The sequence below is a fragment of the uncultured Fretibacterium sp. genome, assembly GCF_963544685.1.
GTDB lineage: Bacteria > Synergistota > Synergistia > Synergistales > Aminobacteriaceae > CAJPSE01.
In genome coordinates, this window is record NZ_CAUUGJ010000043.1 from 1 (window position 1) to 17,061 (window position 17,061).

General features: G+C 60.0%; 14 protein-coding genes. 9 read left to right on the forward strand and 5 right to left on the reverse strand.

Annotated elements, in window-relative coordinates:
• On the reverse strand, positions 1–679 hold a 679-nt coding region (locus ABLA28_RS05690; protein ID WP_347712855.1), incomplete at its 3' end, for a polysaccharide deacetylase family protein.
• Between the two features lie 292 nt (positions 680–971).
• On the opposite strand from ABLA28_RS05690, the gene ABLA28_RS05695 reads away from it, so the two are divergent.
• The 9 genes from ABLA28_RS05695 (at position 972) to ABLA28_RS05735 (ending at position 12,510) form a co-directional block, all read left to right on the forward strand.
• Positions 972–1,538, forward strand: coding sequence for an HDIG domain-containing metalloprotein (locus tag ABLA28_RS05695; RefSeq protein WP_299299431.1), 567 nt, complete (start codon positions 972–974; stop codon positions 1,536–1,538).
• Between the two features lie 325 nt (positions 1,539–1,863).
• A complete protein-coding gene (locus ABLA28_RS05700) occupies positions 1,864–2,508 on the forward strand; it encodes a response regulator transcription factor (protein WP_347712856.1) in 645 nt (214 codons plus the stop codon).
• A 12-nt stretch (positions 2,509–2,520) separates the two neighbouring features.
• Complete coding sequence (locus ABLA28_RS05705; RefSeq protein WP_299299427.1) at positions 2,521–3,924, forward strand: sensor histidine kinase; 1,404 nt, start codon at positions 2,521–2,523, stop codon at positions 3,922–3,924.
• A 15-nt stretch (positions 3,925–3,939) separates the two neighbouring features.
• Positions 3,940–5,541, forward strand: a complete 1,602-nt coding sequence (locus ABLA28_RS05710) for an MBL fold metallo-hydrolase (RefSeq protein ID WP_347712857.1) — start codon at positions 3,940–3,942, stop codon at positions 5,539–5,541.
• 162 nt (positions 5,542–5,703) lie between these two features.
• Positions 5,704–6,000: a hypothetical protein gene (locus ABLA28_RS05715; protein ID WP_347712858.1), complete on the forward strand. Its 297-nt coding sequence runs from the start codon at positions 5,704–5,706 to the stop codon at positions 5,998–6,000.
• A gap of 567 nt (positions 6,001–6,567) precedes the next feature.
• A complete protein-coding gene (locus ABLA28_RS05720) occupies positions 6,568–8,019 on the forward strand; it encodes a TolC family protein (protein WP_347712859.1) in 1,452 nt (483 codons plus the stop codon).
• Positions 8,020–8,282: 263 nt separating this feature from the next.
• Positions 8,283–8,936, forward strand: coding sequence for a transglycosylase SLT domain-containing protein (locus tag ABLA28_RS05725; protein ID WP_347712860.1), 654 nt, complete (start codon positions 8,283–8,285; stop codon positions 8,934–8,936).
• A gap of 530 nt (positions 8,937–9,466) precedes the next feature.
• A complete protein-coding gene (locus tag ABLA28_RS05730) occupies positions 9,467–10,978 on the forward strand; it encodes an amino acid permease (RefSeq protein WP_347712861.1) in 1,512 nt (503 codons plus the stop codon).
• 86 nt (positions 10,979–11,064) lie between these two features.
• Positions 11,065–12,510: a glutamate decarboxylase gene (locus tag ABLA28_RS05735; RefSeq protein WP_347712862.1), complete on the forward strand. Its 1,446-nt coding sequence runs from the start codon at positions 11,065–11,067 to the stop codon at positions 12,508–12,510.
• A 135-nt stretch (positions 12,511–12,645) separates the two neighbouring features.
• On the opposite strand, the gene ABLA28_RS05740 is transcribed toward ABLA28_RS05735, so the two are convergent.
• The 4 genes from ABLA28_RS05740 to ABLA28_RS05755 all read right to left on the reverse strand — a co-directional run bounded on the left by ABLA28_RS05740 (position 12,646) and on the right by ABLA28_RS05755 (position 16,796).
• A complete protein-coding gene (locus ABLA28_RS05740; RefSeq protein ID WP_347712863.1) occupies positions 12,646–13,569 on the reverse strand; it encodes a LysR family transcriptional regulator in 924 nt (307 codons plus the stop codon).
• A gap of 134 nt (positions 13,570–13,703) precedes the next feature.
• A complete protein-coding gene (locus tag ABLA28_RS05745) occupies positions 13,704–14,093 on the reverse strand; it encodes a hypothetical protein (protein ID WP_347712864.1) in 390 nt (129 codons plus the stop codon).
• The gene (locus tag ABLA28_RS05750) at positions 14,086–14,853 is read right to left on the reverse strand and encodes a ParA family protein (RefSeq protein ID WP_347712865.1); all 768 of its coding nucleotides are present in this window, start codon (positions 14,851–14,853) and stop codon (positions 14,086–14,088) included. The genes ABLA28_RS05745 and ABLA28_RS05750 overlap by 8 nt, the downstream gene beginning before the upstream one ends.
• Before the next feature lie 47 nt (positions 14,854–14,900).
• On the reverse strand, positions 14,901–16,796 hold the full coding sequence (locus ABLA28_RS05755; RefSeq protein WP_347712866.1) for a hypothetical protein: 1,896 nt from the start codon (positions 16,794–16,796) through the stop codon (positions 14,901–14,903).
• Positions 16,797–17,061: the final 265 nt, after the last annotated feature.

A 17,061-nucleotide genomic window follows, 5' to 3' on the forward strand; every position in this document is an offset into this window, starting at 1 on the left:
CGCAGTTCCAGAGGTCCTGAACGCTCACGAAACGATAGCCGCGTTCTCCGAGCCCGCGCAGGATCTCGGGCAGCGCTTCTGCGGTCGCGGGGACCCCCGAGTGCATCAGGACGATGGCGCCGGGGGAGGCCTTGCGCAGGACGAAGGCCGCGATCTCACCGGCCGATTTTCCCGTGTAGTCGGCGCTGTTGATGTTCCAGAGCCCCAGGCGCATGTCCATGCGCCGCATGGCGTTGAGGATCTTCAGGTTGTAGGAGCCGCCGGGCGGCCGCATGAAGCGGGGTTTCCTGATCCCGAGCCCCTCGATAACCTCGTTGCACCGCTCCGTCTCCCTCATGATCTTCTCCACCCAGAGTGTGTAGAGCTTCGGGTGCGTGAAGCTGTGGTTCTCCAGGTCGTGACCGGCCTCCTGGAGCGCCAGGGTGATGCCTGCATAACGGTCGGCGAACTTGCCCACCAAAAAGAACGTCCCGTGGACGCCGAACGGCGCCATGGCGGCCATCAGTTCCTGCATTCCGTGTTCCCGCGGCCCGTCGTCGAAGGTCAGGGCGATCTCCCGGACGAAGGGGTCCCCGGAGGCGATGCCCCATCGGGCCCTTTCGGTGTTGAGGGGGCCCCATTCGAGACAAAGAAACAGTGCGATGCCAGCCAGCAGGGCGGGGCGTCGCGATCGGTTCAAACGGCATCAGTCCTTTCAGGGCATTTCTCGTCTGCTTTTCCCGACGCGTCGGCCCGGCGTTCGGAGATCTCTTTCGATCCTCCGTCGGGAAAATCCCTCATACGGGGCCGGACCGAAATACTATAATACACCTTGATGCCCCAAGCCGTTCCTCCGGTGCGGAAAAAGGGCGGCAAAGGAGGGACGCGCGGGGCCGTGCGCTGCGGCGGGGGCGGAGAAGACGCCGCTATGGCCGTCCTGAGCTTTGTTGGGGTTTGGAAGTCATGATTTTGACGAGTTGGGGGAGGACACCATGAGACCTGATCGAGAGACTGCGCTCCGTATTCTAAGGAAACACAACAAGGACGAGACGCACGTTCGTCACGCGCTGGCCGTCGAGGGGACCATGCGCCACTTCGCGCGCAGGGCCGGCGCCGACGAGGACCTCTGGGGCGTCGTCGGCATTCTGCACGACATCGACTGGGAGATGACGTCCGACGCCCCGGAACGCCACTGCCACCTGGCGCCGGAGCTGCTCCGCGAGGAGGGGATCGACGAGGACATCATCCACGCGGTCCAATCCCATGGCTATGGCATCTGCACGGACGTCGAGCCCGCCAACGACATGGAGCGGACCCTCTTCACCATCGACGAGCTCACGGGTCTGATCATCACGGCCGGGCTGGTGCGCCCCTCGCGCTCCCTCTCCGACCTGGAGCTCAAATCCGTCAAGAAAAAATGGAAGGATAAGGCGTTTGCGCGCGGGGTCAATCGGGAGATCATCAGTGCCGGAGCCGAACGGATGGGGCTGCCCCTCGACACGGTGATCGAGGAGACGATCCTGGCGCTGAGGCCCATCGAGAAGGACGTTGGGCTCTGATTCCAAATGATACGTCGTTGTTTTTGCTCGCCTTGCTTGATGTACCTCTTTGTACGCCCGGTGAAGAACCCGATGAACCCCCTGAGCTCGAAAACGCAAATCAGAGATTTGCTGTCTCGCTCATAAGCGACCAACTCGGCTCGTACTTCGCCGGTTGTCTGCTTATCCGCTGGGGCCTGCAAAAGCCGCCTGGTCTACAAATAGTTTTGAAATGGAATCGGCGGGGGCGTCCTTCCGTAGCTTTGCCCTTGCCCGGGGCGGCGGGGGCGGGTAGTCTGTAAAAACTTTACGACAGATATCAGTTATGACGAAGGGGACGATGTCGATGACAGTCAGGATCGTTTTGGCGGACGACCACCCTCTGACGAGGGCGGGCATTGCGGAGTTTTTGCGGCGGGAGAACTCGCTCGATCTCGTCGGGGAGGCGGAGGATGGGGTGAAGGCCTGGGAGATGATCCGGGAGCTCAAGCCCGACGTGGCCCTGCTGGACATCAGGATGCCGGGCATGGACGGCGTCTCGGTCGCGCAGAAGGTCAAGGCCGAGGGGCTTTCCACGGCCACCATCATGCTGACCTCCTACGATGCGCAGCAGTACGTCATGGCCTCGCTGCGCGCGGGGGCGCGGGGGTTCGTCCTCAAGACCGTCAGCCCGAAGGAGCTCACCGCGGCGATCGCGACGGTCTCCAAGGGGGGGCTTTACCTGGACCCCGAGGTCGCCTCGGTCATGGGGGAGCGGGACTTCGACCCGGAGCAGCTCTCCGCGCGGGAGCGTGAGGTCCTCCTGCTGGCGGCCAAGGGGCTCTCCAGCAAGGAGGTCGCGAGCCGCCTCTTCATCAGCGAGCGCACGGTTCAGACCCACCTGGCCTCCATCTACGACAAGTTGGGCTCCAAGAACAAGACGGAGGCCCTGCTGCTGGCCCTCAAGTACGGGGTCGTCACCCTGGAGGAGCTCCTGGAGGACGAGAAGTAGGGGGCACGCCTCATGCTGAAGCGGGTCCGCAAAACCGTTTTCAACTCGCTGAGGCCGAAGAACCACTTTTTGGCCTTTCTGTTGTGCGCCCTGATCCTGCCCTCCGTGGCCGTCATCCTGCTGGCGGCCTTCGCCCTGGTCAGTCAGGAGAGGGCGATGGAGGCGGCCGTGCGGTCCTACGTTCAGGACCTGGCCGAGAGCACGGCCTATCGGCTGGGGTCGAACGTCCGGCTCTGGGAATTTCCGCTGGAGTACCTGGGGGACGCGGCTCGGTACAACATCTTCTCCTGGGGGCCGTCCATCCCGGGCTGGGTGGCGCACATCGGCGCCGACGGAAAGATCATCACGGCCTCGCCCGGCGCCATGAATATCGCGGCCATCTGGCACGACAACCTCCCGATCGGGACGGCGACCCGCGTGGAGGACAAGCAGGGGGCCCAGTACACCCTGGCGATCTACCCGGTCAGCCGGGGCCAGGGGTACGTCGTCGCCGCGGTCTCCTGGGACCAGCTTCTGGGGGGGCTCGTCACGGCGGGGCGCCTGTGGCCGGTCCTGATCGTGCTGATGACCCTGGGCAGTTTCTGGGCCATCCGCCTGCTCTGGAGCCGCCTCGTCTCCCCTCTTCAGGCTCTCGTCGCCGAGATCGACGACCTCCGGGTCGGGAAGGACATCCCCAATCGCCTGGGGCCGGGGTCGGTCAAGGAGATCGAGAGCGTCCACAGCGCCCTGATGCGCTTCGCTCAGGCGGCCGTGGAGCGCGACAAGCTGCGCAACCGCTACGTGCGCGACATCGTCCGGGTTCAGGAGAAGGAACGGATGGACATGGCGCGGGAGATCCACGACGGGCCCTTGCAGGATATCACGGCGCTGCTGCAGCAGATTCACATGTCCCTCGAGGAGGAGGCCCCCCAGACGCGCATCAAGAAGACGGAGCTTCTCGCCAAGTCCGTCGTCCGGGAGCTGCGGGGGCTCTGCGACGAGCTGGCGCCGCCGTGGATGGACCTGGGGTTGTCTCAGGCCCTGACCGAGCTGGCGGAGAGGCTCTCGCAGAATTACGACATCCGGGTCGCCGCGGACATCGACGAGGGCATAGACCTGGAGCCGGAGCAGACCCTGGCTTTTGTCCGCATCTTTCAGGAGGCGGTCTCCAACGCGGTCCGGCACGGAAATGCCACGGAGGTCCAGGCCCAGGTCTGCGAAAAGGATGGAAGGATCATCCTGGACATTCAGGACAACGGCAGCGGTTTCGATGCCGAGGTGGACCATGAGGTCCTGAGGCTCGAGGGGCATCGGGGGCTCGCCAACATGACGGAGCGGATGTCCCTCATGGGGGGGCGTCTGGAGGTCCGTTCGAGGCCTGGCGAGGGGACTCGCGTCCTGTGTCTCCTGCCGAAGGGCGCCGTTTCGCCGGCATAGGGGGAATACAATACGATGAGGATACGTTTCTGGGGCGCTGCGGGCGAGGTTACGGGGTCCTGTTACGAGGTGGAGTGCGGGGATCGTCGCTTCCTCGTGGACTGCGGCGTCCACCAGGGGGCGAACGAGGACGAGCGGAACCGGGAGCCCTTTCCGTTCCCCGTCGAGGGGCTGGACGCGGTATTTCTGACCCACGCCCACATGGACCACTCCGGGCGCATCCCGTATCTCGTCCGAAAGGGGTTCGCGGGGCCCGTCTGGACGACGCCCGCCACGGCCCGTCTGGTGGAGATACTCTGGAACGACTCCGTCCGTCTGATGAAGGAGGAGGCGGAGTGGCGGACCCGCAAGGCCGTCCGCCGGGGGCTGCCGCCGGTCGTTCCTCTCTACGACGAGAAGGACGTCGATAAGGCCCTGAAGCTCCTGAGGCCGACGGATTGGGATACGGAGACCGCTGCCGTGGATGGCGTGTCCTTCTCCCTGCACGACGCGGGGCATATCCTGGGAAGCTCCTCCATCGCCTTCAAACTGCGCGAGGGGGACAGGGCGACGCGCCTCGTCTTCAGCGGCGACCTCGGGCAGCAGTTCCCCGCGGTGGACCGGGCCCCCTCGGCAATCCGGGAGGCGGACTATGTCCTCATCGAGTCGACCTACGGCGACCGCCTGCATAAGGACGACGCGGCGACGCGGGAGGAGTTCCGCAGCGTCATTTTGACGGCCCTGAAGGACCGGGGCAAGGTCCTGATCCCCAGTTTCGTCGTGGACCGGGCCCAGCGTCTCCTCTTCGAGCTCTCCCTGATGCAGATCGAGGGGCTGCTTCCCGAGATCCCGATTTTCTTCGACTCCCCCATGGGGGTCCGCGCCACGGAGCTCTACCGCATGTACGGCGACACGCTCTCCGGCGAGGTCCGGCGCCATGCTGCGGCGGGGGTGGACCTCTTCTCCCCTAGGGGGTTCAAGAACGTATCGACCCCGGAGGAGTCGCAGAAGATCAACGACGTCCCCTTCGGCATCGTCATCGCCGGGAGCGGGATGTGCACGGGCGGACGCATCGTGCACCACCTGAAGCATGGGGCCTGGAATCCGAGGAACCACATCGTCTTCGTGGGCTATCAGGCTTACGGGACCCTGGGGAGGCGTATCGTCGACGGGGAGACCGAGCTTCGGATCGCGGGGGAGGACGTGATCGTCAAGGCTCAGGTGCACACGATCGGCGGGTTCTCCGCGCACGGGGATCGCGACGACCTCCTCGCGTGGGCGGGCCACTACACGACGAACCCCCTGTTTTTCGTCACGCATGGGGAGCCGAAGGCCTCCCAGGCCCTTTCCGCCGCGCTGAGGGAACGGGGCATGAGGGGAATCGTCCCGGCCTTGGGGCAGGAATTCTCGATCGAGCCGGGCGCCTCCGTTGCCACCATGGAAGCCGAAGCCAAGCCCGCCGCTGCTGCCAGGACCCCGCAGGCCGAGATCTCGGGCGTCCTGGACGACATCGAGCGGTTCCTGGAACGGCTGCGCCGGGACGAGGGCGCCCTGGCGGACTCGGAGGAGTCCAGGCGCCTTCTCCTCTCCGCCCGAACGTCGCTCGAGTCCGCCCTGCGGGGAAAGACCGCTCCCTGATCTTCCTCGCGCCATTTTCTGCCCGATGCCGGGCGGCGGACAAAATCCTCCATTGAAATATGGATGGGCGGGCAGTAAAATGAAAAATACAATATAAAGATACAATATAAATAAAGTGGGAGGAAGCATTTGATCCCACGAACTCGGAAAGGAGAGATTTGTATGTCGGAGAATGGAGCGAGTCAGGCGGGGGGAGCGGAGAAGGGGCAGACCGTGATCGTGGTGCAGGGGCAGAGCAGCGCTCTTGGAATATGCAGCATCATTTGCAGCGTCATCAGCATCTTTTTTATTGCGCTCCTTTTCGCTCCCCTGGGGATCCTGCTGGGGATCATCGCGGTTGCCAAGAAGCAGACGGCTCTGGGTATCATCGGCATCATCATTGCCGTCGTATCCCTGTTGATGTCCCCATCGTTCCAGCTGCTTCTTCTTGGAATGGGGATTCACATGGGTATGCACTGAGAGCGAGGAAGGGGCAGGAACGCTTCAGCCGTCCCCTGATCCCAAACCGACGCCGAAACCCAATCCTCGGACGAGTAAGGACAAAAGCGGCGGCGGATACGATGCGGGCCTTTCGGGAACGGCCGGGCCGATCCTTTTGCTGGCGGCTTCGCTCCTCCTGCGGCGCAGATAGATCCCTGAAAACTTGATCCCTCCCATGCGAAGGAGCGGCCCCTGTTCCCGGGGCCGCTCCTCTTGCTTCATGCTCTCGATCCCGGCGACGGAGAGACCCGTGGCGATGCCGATATTCCGGACCTCCAGCCTCATCCGGAGCAGCTTTCGTGCCGGGACATGGGATCCCCTCCTTACAAATTCTTTAAGAACCCGTGATACTCCTCCCCGTTATCCCTGTTTTTCATAAGGGCTGCAGGCCCGCGCGCGCCGCGACAAGCCATGGCCTGGCGCCTTGTAGTATAATCGTAAAATCCCGTTCGGATGGGATGGGGCTTCGAATGGCGCGTTTCGGCGGCCTTCCGGGGCTGAGGGGATCGGGTCCGTATTGATTTTTCGATTGTCGAGGTGGCCGATTTGAGACGTTTGTGTGGATTCGTTTTGTCGCTGTCGTTGACGGTGGGGAGCTGGACGGGCTTGGCGGAGGCTTCCGGTGCGCTGAGGGTCGATGAATATCTGCGACAGGTCCTTCAGACGAATCACTCCCTGCAGGCGGGCATAAAGTCCGTCGAGGCGGCGTACTACGCCGTGCTGAGCGGCGTGGCGGGGCAGCGTCCTCAGGCCGCCGTCTCGGCATCGGGGTCCTGGCTCTCGGGGCAGAGCTCGATGGGGGGGAAGGAGTCCAACGTCACCGCCGGCAGCCTGACTCTGGGACTGACCCAACGCATCGATATTTCGGGGAGCTATTCCCTGGACGAACGTCAGCGCATCCTGGGCTATGAGGAGCAGCGCGCTCAGTTCGACGCGAACCTCAATACGCTGATCGCTACGGCGGAGGAGACCTGGTGGTCGGCCGTCCTCGCGCGGGAGAACGTCGCGCTGCAGAAGGATATCCTGCGCCAGCGCTCGGAGAATCTGAGGGTGACGACGGAAAAGTTCCGCCAGCAGCTGGTCCCCAAGCTGGATGTCGTTCGCGCCGAGGCTCAGGTGGTCGAGGCGGAAAGCCTGGTCAAGGAGTCCGAGACGGCCTACCTCAACCTGTTGGCCAATCTCTCCTATATCGCGGGGGGGATGGAAGTCGTCCCGATGGAGGAGACGCTCCATGTCCCCGTCTTTGACGTGGCTCCCGACATTCAGAAGGCTCTGGAGGCCCGACCGGACGTTCGGGCGGCCCGTCTGGCGGTGGAGAGGGCCCGCGTCGTCGAGAAGCTGAAGGGAAAGGGAATGGCTCCCACCCTCGACTTCGGGGCGCAGTGGACGGCCTGGGCGGATCCAAAGCTCTCGGCAACCCCGCAGGACGGGGAGGCGATGGCGTCCCTGAGGCTGAACATTCCTATCGTCGATGGGAATCGGACAAAATATGACGTGCTGAACGCGAACAGGACGGTCGAGGCGGCGGAGCACAGCCTGGCGTCCCTCGAGGAGCAGACGCGCCGTGACCTGGCCGTGGCGATGAACGCCTGGAAGAACGCCTCCGTTGCGGAGATGGATAAAAAACGCCAGGTGGAGCGCGCGGAGGAGGAGCTCCGCATCACGGAGCTGATGTACTCGGAGGGCATGGGGGCGCAGATCGACCTCATCAACGCCCAGACGGCGTATCAGGGGGTGCGTACCCAGTACCTCAATTCCGTCAAGGAGATGTATGTCGCCCTGGTGCAGCTGCGCCGCGCGATCGGCGACTATTCCCCCGACGAGAGCGGCGATTGGCGTGAGGCCGTGGTCCGCTACGGCAAGGGGCGCCCCGTCAGCGGGGAGGTCGCCGGGAAGACGCTGCGGGATCAGCGGAACAAAGGGGCCAAGGCGACCGACAGCGCCTTGGAGAAGAAGCACTCGGATGCGCCGAAGAAAAAATCAAAGAAGAAAAAATAAATAAAAAGTAGTTTTTTGCAAGGGGAGGAGAGAGGTTTTCTCTTCCCCTTGCCTTTCCGATTTATCCCGGGGCTCCGTCATGTTATACTAACGCCGCTCTTGGGGGGGCGTCGTTCCGTGCCGAATATGCAGCGAGATGGGTTTCAGAGAGCTGGCGAGAGTTTTTTTCTCTTGCTTTTTTGTTTTTTTTGAGGGGTTTTGAAAAACTTATGGAGGCGAGCAGCGGAGACTGTGTTATCGCTTTGATTTGAGGAGGTTTGTCCATGAATTTTCATTTCATGGTCCGCAGTTTTGTTGGATCTGTTTTTGTGTCCCTTCTTTTTTCCTCCGCAGCGAGTGCGGAGTTGGAGTCCTATGGTTTTCCGCTTGCCGTGCCTCAGCGAAAACCGCAGTTTGCCGTTCAGACGGCGTCCGTTAAGGATGCGCACGGCGCCTCTTCCCGGACGACGAAGCATCGAAAAGCTCAGAAAAAAAGCATCGCCGCCCTGCTGAAGAGCTATAATTCCAAGCTGGGGCAGAAGGCCGCGTTGCAATATGCGGAGTACATCCTTCAGGCCAGTGAGAAGTTCCGGCAGGATCCGTTCGTCGTCGCCGCCATGATCGTCAAGGAATCCTCAGCGCGCCACGACGCGGTCTCCCGAGGGGGAGACTATGGATTGATGCAGGTGCGCTGGCGTGTCCACCGCAGGAGCATCACTCAGAAATACCCCCATATCAAAGATGCGAAGGCAATGCTGGACCCCGAATACAATATCTTGGTGGGGACGGAGATCCTGGCCCGTTATTGTGCGTCCGCCGACGATCTCAAAGGCGGGCTGATGCGCTACAGCGCAGGGAACCGTAAACTTGCCGAGAATGTCTTTGCCGTGCTGAAGGGACTGCAGAGCTCCTATCAGGAGCACTTGACGGCGCTGTAACCCTATAAGGGCCGTAGGCTAATCGATTCGATAAATCGGGCGGAAGGCGGGTTATCTTTTGACCGGCCAACTTCATACCCCTTGTGTATCGTTCGGTGCATGATGGCCCAATCGCATCAGTGCAGGAGACTCGAACTGGTCGGGGAGGCTATGATATCCGGTCTGTACGAGTTTTCTATCGTTCGGAGGTATACGGGCTTCCTCAGTTCGTGACAATTGCTCCCGACGGTACCGCTCCACTCCAATATCGGCGGCCATCGAATTAAAGTCGATGGCCGCCGATATTTTATTTTGGGAATCAATGTTCGGTTTCTATTATGTATATAAAGAGAATTGTGATAAATAATAATATAGCTTTAACCGTGGCTAGCCTCGGAATTAAATTCTTTACAAAGGCTGCCCCGATACCTGATAATGATAATAGACTATGGAGCGGCAGAAAGAGGGCAAAACATCGGGAATCGGCTCACTTCCTTATTTTTCGCTCGATATTCGTTTGAAGAAAAAATTTGAAGAAAGGAAAGGATGATATGGATACCTCGAATAAAGCGACCCCACGGAATTCGACAAAAAACCCCGCCGTGGCGCGGCCAGCGCATACCCTCAGCTTTTTTGGTTTTTTTGCGATTACGGCATCCATGGTCATGACGGTATACGAATATCCGTCATTCGCCACTTCCGGATTCCAACTGGTATTTTTCCTGATAGTCGGCGGCGTGCTGTGGTGCCTTCCGGTAGCCCTTTGCTCTGCTGAGATGGCTACCGTCGAAGGATGGGAATCCGGGGGCATCTATTCCTGGGTGGGTAAATCGCTTGGACAGCGTTGGGGATTTGCGGCGCTGTTCTTCCAGTGGTTCCAAATAACGGTCGGATTTGTCACCATGGCGTTCTTCATTCTGGCCGCATTGGCATACGTGTTTGACTTCAGTGCGCTGTACAATAATCCCCTTGTCATGTTTTTCGGCGTCGCCGTTATCGTATGGACGCTGACATTTACCCAGTTGGGCGGCACGAAGTACACGGAGCGCATATCCAAAATCGGGTTCACGGGCGGCATCGTGGTCCCCGTCGTTATCCTGTTCATTGGGCTGGTTGCATACTTTCTGACGGGCGGAGCATCGCAGATCACCATGAACTTCGAAACGTTGATCCCCGACTTTTCCAACGTGGACACGCTCGTGATTTTCGCCTCGTTCATCTTGGCATACATGGGCGTGGAGGCTTCGGCCTCGCACGTCAATGAGCTCAAAAATCCGACGAAGACGTACCCTATGGTTATGATTGTTTTGACGATATCGGCCATCATGCTTGATGCGCTTGGCGGACTTGCCATAGCGACGACACTTTCCTCGAAAGCCCTTGAGGGGAATCTCTCTTATGGAGTCATCGAGGCGTTCATTGCGATATTTATTACGCACTTTGGCCCTCAGTTCAATGGGCTCGTTCTGGTGGTGTCCATACTCTTGGCGCTTGGCGTTCTCGCGGAGATATCGTCATGGATTGTCGGGCCGTCCCGGGCTCTTCTGGAGGCCGCGAACGATGGCCTTCTGCCGCCGTCGTTCGCCAAGACAAACGAAAACGACATTTCGGTAAAGACCATAGTCGCTCAGGCATTGATCGTAACCCTGTGGGACGCGGTTCTCTGCGGTTCGATTGCCCTTGCCGGAGGGGCGGATTCGTCCGTCGGCTATATGACTGCGATAGGACTGACGGTAGTCATTTATCTGGTGGGCTATGTCCTGTTCTTTCTGGGATACTTCGTGTTGATACTGAAAAAAAACAATCTGAAGAGGGTGTTTCAGGTCCCGGGCGGAAGGGCCTTCAAGCTGATTGTTGCAGCCGTGGGGATGCTGATGACGATAGCGACGCTCGTCATATCGTTCTTTCCTTCATCGAAGCTCTCTGCTGCCGACAACAGGATATATCAGGGCGTACTCGCAGTATGTTTTGTCATATCCATGGCGATTCCTTTCGTTATCTATGCGAACAGGTACAGGTGGAACGGGTCGGGAACCGGTGCGGAGAGGAGCGGTGGCAGGTAGATGGCAGCTGCGGCACAGCCTGCAGGTTGTAAGGAAAAGATCAGAGAAAGGAGAAGATTATGGATAAGAAGCCATTATCGCGCAAAATGACTAGGAAGAGCGCGGGAAGGATAAGCGACGAACTTGCAGCTCTCGATGCCAGGACCCGGTATCTGACCCCCATCTTCGGTTCTGAGGCCAGTGACGTTGCGATGCCCGACAAAAAGATCAACAGAAAACCGATAGAACCGCGCATCGCCTCCGAGATGATACGCGAGTACCTGAGCATTGAGGGAAACGCGACGCAGAACCTGGCGACATTTTGTCAGACGTACATGGAGCCTGCCGCTACGCAGCTGATGGCGGAGAACCTTGAGAAGAACGCGATCGATAAGGATGAGTATCCCATGACTGCCGACCTGGAGAATCGCTGCGTCGACATCATCGGCAGCCTCTGGAACGCCGACCCCGAGGAGAAGCCGATGGGAACGTCGACGGTGGGCTCTTCGGAGGCCTGTATGCTCGGAGGGCTGGCGATGCTGTTCCGCTGGAAGAAGCTGGCGGATGCGGCAGGTGTTGACCGCAACGCGAAAAGGCCCAATCTCGTCATCTCCTCCGGGTACCAGGTGTGTTGGGAGAAATTTTGCCGTTACTGGGAGATTGACATGCGCCTCGTCCCGATCGACGAGGGGCACCTGTCGCTCAACATGGATACGGTCATGAACTCTGTGGACGATTACACGATCGGTGTCGTCGCCATACTTGGCATTACCTATACCGGAAAATACGACGACGTGTGCACGCTCGACAAGCTCGTAGGAAGCTACAACAGGAATCATCCCTCACTTCCCATCCGCATTCACGTCGACGGGGCATCCGGGGGGATGATCGCGCCGTTCCTCGAGCCCGACCTTAAGTGGGACTTTCGTTTGGAGAACGTGTGGTCGATCAGCACGTCCGGACATAAATACGGCTTGGTCTATCCTGGGGTAGGCTGGGTGATCTGGCGCAGCAAGGAGGCTCTTCCGGAGGATCTCATTTTCTGGGTGAGCTACCTCGGCGGCGAAGAGGCGACGATCGCCATCAATTTTTCGCGCAGCGCGTCGCAGATTGTCGGGCAGTATTATATGCTCATGCGCAATGGATTCGACGGCTACAAGGAGATACACCAGCGTACAATCGATGTGGCCCGCTACATGGCCGATGAAATCGGGAAGATGGGGCTTTTCGAAATGCTGGAAAAGGCCGAGAGGGTCCCGATCGTTTGCTGGAGGCTCAGGAAGGACGCCAACGTTCCGTGGACGCTTTACGACCTGGAAGACCGTCTGCGCATGCACGGCTGGATGGTTCCGGCTTATCCGATGCCGGAGAATATGAGAGATGTGGATGTGCAGCGCCTCGTTCTCCGACAGGACTTCAGCATGCCCCTGGCTATGCTTTGCATCAGGGAGATGAAGAAGCAGATCGAGGTGCTGAATGGAGCCCGGGTGGTGCTGGCCGGCGGCGCAGGCGACGACAAGGTGAGAAATGGATTTGACCACAGCGGCAGATAAGGGGCTTCGCCGGTCTTGCCCCTCTTGGATCGGGCCCCTTTTACGTGGATGAAATGACAGGGGGAAAACGCAGAAGACCCTGCAGCCTTGATGGGCTGCAGGGTCTTCCTGAATTCATTGTCGTTCAGGGACGGTTCAGGAGGCTCCGGAGTCGATGTCCGTGGAAGATCTCATGTCGTCCTTGTCCATCGTCTCCATCAAATGAATGAAGTCTTTCATGGACTGAAACATATAGTCGTCGGTCCGCCATATCATGCGGATGTCCAGGCTGAGCTGCGGAGATATGGGGATGTATTTTATCTTCATCCATTCCTCCTCTACGACATCCTTGAGAACGAAGCTGACCGCGGCCCCCTGCTGCACGAGACTCAGGATTGTAGAAAATTGCGATGTCTCCAGCAAAATACTGGGCTTTAGGTGCTCGTCCTTGAAACGATTGAACAAGATTTCCTTATGCAGGTAATCCTGCTCGAAGACCACCAGATCCTCGCTCTGAAGGTCTTCGATGGTGACGACAGGCTTTCGGCTCAGCGGGTGGCGCGGCGAAACACATACTCCCAATTCCAGCGTGAAAAGAGGAACCGCATGGTAGATCGAGTCGAAACAGCCTGACGTGCTGCAAGGCAGTATCGCGAGATCGAGTTCCCCTTCCGTGAGCAGCTCGAATACCTCTTTCCTGCCGCTACTCTCGACTCGAATCCGCACATCGGGCCTTTTACGTTTATAAGCCTCTATGACCTTGGGCAGGATAAACAGGCTCAACAACGAAGGAATTCCGATCTGCAAGATTTTACGCTCGTCACTCAGCTCGGTCATGACTCGGTTCAAACGTTCCGTTTCGCTGAGCAGAGTTCTGGACATCGTCAAAAGACGTTTCCCCGCTTCGGTCATGACCATGCCATGATGTCTTCTCTGGAACAGGATCACTCCGTACTCCTCCTCCAGTTCCCTGATCGCGCTGGAAATGGAGGGTTGCGAAATATGAAGCTCCTTCGAAGCTCTGGTAATAGTTCCAAACTGACAGACAGCCTGAAAGTATTTGAGCTGAGACAGATTCATTCCGTATATTTCCCTTCCTCGCCGAGTGCACGCAATCGATAGGTGCAGCAACAGACGATGCGCTCGTGCCTCTGTATGGGGCCGTCCGAGGGCTTCCTTCTGTCATCGTGACGCTGGTCACCGCGACGTTGGGGTCATTGAAGTCCGTAGCAGGTCAGGATGCCCGTCTCGTCCCATCTCAAAAGGAGCTTCAGCGGGCTTCGGATCTGGACGCTCGTCCTCACCGGGCGCAGGTGCTCCTCTCCGTCCGCCAGCAGGTAGTAGGTGAAACGGTTCTTGTCCGCGCTGCGGAACTCCTCCCTCAAGGCCGTGAAATCGAGGGGGGCGGTTCGCATCTCCGTTCCGGCGCCGAGGATCGGCTCCCACGTCAAACGGTCACGCTCCGAAAGGAGGGCGAGAAGAGCCGCCGACGGGCTGCGGCCGTCGGCGAGCGAGGAGGCGGCCGCCGGCTCCCCGTCATCGTTGAAGCGAACGACCCCCGTCCTCAGGTAATCCTTCAGGCTGGGTCTGATCTTCTTAGCCATGATTCTGACACCTCTCGAGAAATTCGGCCGTGACGCGCTTGTAGTCGTGCGCTCCGTTGCTTGCCGGGTCGTAGGCAAAGACGGACATGCCCAGGCTGGACGCCTCTATGAGACTGACGTTTTGCCGGACGTAGGCCGAGAAGAACAGGTCGCCGAAGAAGCTGCGAACCTCGGAAGCCACCTCGCGGGAGATGAAGATGTTGGGGTTGTGGCGGGTCATGAGGATTCCCAGGAACGCGAGTTGGGGGTTGAGGCGTGCCTTGAAGAGCGGGATGGCCTCGTTGAGAAGGCGCAGGCCGGCCAGGCTGTAAAAGCCTCCATCCATGGGGACGACCAGCAGGTTCGAGGCCGTCAGCACGTTGCGGGTGAATACGCCGAGCTGAGGGGGGCTGTCCAGCAGGATGAAGTCGTAGCGTTTGGGATCCACGAGGGCCAGGGCCTCGCGGAGGAGCGTGTCCTTTCCGATGGCGCCCTCGGGATGCAGTTCCGCCATGACCAGATCCAACGAGCTGGGGATGACGTCGACCCCCTCTTTGGAGGTCACGACGTCGTCCCAGCCGGCCTCTCTGGAGAGCAGGTCGAAGATCTGGAGCGCCCCGGGGGCGACCGAGATGCCGAAGCTGGCGCTCAGGTTGCTCTGCGGGTCCATGTCCAGAACGGCGACCCTCTTGCCCGAACGGGCCAGGCCTACGGCCACGTTCTGACACGCAGTCGTCTTGCCGACGCCGCCCTTAAGGTTGCAGAAACCTATGATCAGCAAGTGATTTCCCCTCCTCGAGAACTCCCGATTCCGGAAGAGGCGCGCGGTTATTTTCCCTGTCCGGACGGCGAAGCGTCGGGGCTGCCGGAAGCGGTGCCCTCGATATGCTTGAGAAACGCCTCGACCTCCGCGTTGGGGTGGGCGGCCAGGCTCTCCCGATACTTCGCCGCTGCCTCCTGGACGCGTCCCTGGTTGTAAAGAAGGTTGCCCTCCTTGATCAGTTTGTTGGCGGCCTGGATGGCCTCGTACTCGTTCAGGGAGGCCTCCAGCTTCCGTATCAGCTCGGACAGGATCTGGTCCTGGGAGATCGCATAGCTCTTGCGGTATTGAACCAGGGCTTCCCTGTAGCGTTTTTCGCCGTAGAGTTTGTTCCCCGCAATCAGGAAGCGTGCGGCGTCGGACTTCGTCCCTATGCCGAAGTTCTCGGGAGCGCGTATGTCCGCGCTCTTGGGAAGTCGGACGGTTCTCTCCAGCGCGTCGATCCGCTTCTGTGCCTCGGGGCTCGGCCACATGGCCATGCTCTCCCGATATCTCAGCAGGGCTTCGGTCTCCTGCCTTTTCCTCTGCAGATCGCTCCCCTCCCGGAAGAGGGCTGCGGCCTGTCTCTTGCGCTGGACGACGATCTCCTCGAGCTCCTTCACATGCAGGGCCAGGGCCTCGTCGGGGTTGTTCTCGAGGCTGGCCTTGTAGCTCTCGATGGCCTCGACGAGCTTTCCGTTCCGCTCGAGGGAACTGCCCGTGCCGGCGAGCTTGTCCGCCTCGGCGATGAGCTCCAGCCGCCGGGAGATGCGGAGTATCCGCTCCTCGATCGCCTGGGATGGGACCAGCGCCTGAGACTGATTGTAGTAGTCCAGCGCCTCCTGGATCTGTCCCTCCTGATCGTAGGCCGCCGCCGTGTCCTTCAGCCACTCCGCCTGCTGATTCTTGACCCGGAGGGCGTCGATCGCTTCCTCGAGCTCCTTGATGCTCGTCTCGCTCTCGGGCATGGGCCATACGACGCGGGCCCGCCGATAGATTTTCAGTGCCTCGACGAGAAGATCCTTTTCCCTCTGTTCGGCGCCCTTCTTCTGGAGATCCAGGGCCCGAAGAATCCGGTCGTAATTGGCACCCATGACCTTGACCCCCTCCGCGATGTCGGGGTCCTCCGGGACATGGGCCGCGGCGCGCTTTGCCAGCTCCACAGCGTCGGAATGACGCTCCTGGGCCCACTGCGCCTGGGCTTCCTGCCAGTCCGTCCAGCCCGCCTTCTGGCGTGCCGAATCCTCGATGCGGGAGGACGGAACGGTGACGGATACGACGCGGGAGGCGCGACCCAGAGGGATCCCCGCCGCGTTGACGATCTGGACGGAGAGCTCCGAATCTCCGATCTCGCTGCGGGTTATCGTGGTCTGGGAGGCGTCGCTGCTCAGGATCGACGTCGAAGCGTCGGAGGTCCAGTCGTAGCGCAGCTCTCCGTTGTAGGATGGGGTGAGTCTGGCCTCGAAACGGATGGGACGGTTGCTGGCCAGCTCCGTTGTGGGACGCTCCTCCTTGACCTTGATGTCCCAGAGCATGAGGGGTTCATCCTCCAGCTTCTCGATCCCGACCTCGAAGTAGCGCGGGGTGAGCCCGAGCTTCGCTGTGGTCAGGACCTGACCGTCAGGATTCTTGGCGACGGCCTCGATATCGATGGCGGAGGTGTTGATCGGGGTGAACGCGAACTCGGCCCCCCCGTTTTTCAGCAGGACGGACTTGACGTCGCCGCTGACGGACCATTCGAACAGGGGCTTCTGTGAGAGGAGCGAGCCCTGCAGGGACAGAACGACCTCCTGGCCGACATAAGCGTCCTCCCCCTGGACGATCTGAAGGTCGGCGGCGTGGGCGGCAGAGGAAAATACACACGCGACGAAGACCAATGTCCAGAGGCCATGCAGAAAATAGAACACTGTTTTTTGAGGTCTCACAAAAATTCCTCCTTAGCAATATGGGTCTCGATGAGCCCGTCTTCGGAGTCGTTCCTTGCCCGGTTTTTCGTTCCCCGACTCGGGCCGGCTCCGCTCGGAATGTCACCGTTTTCCGGGGGATCCGGATCTTCATCCCCCATGCCTCCGAATTTGACTTGAGGGTCCATTTGATTTTACGCTATTTCCAGGGGAAAATCCAATCGTCGCTCTCCCCAATCCGCAGGCAAAAAAGAGCACCCCGCAGGAACTGTTAGAGAGAACAGTG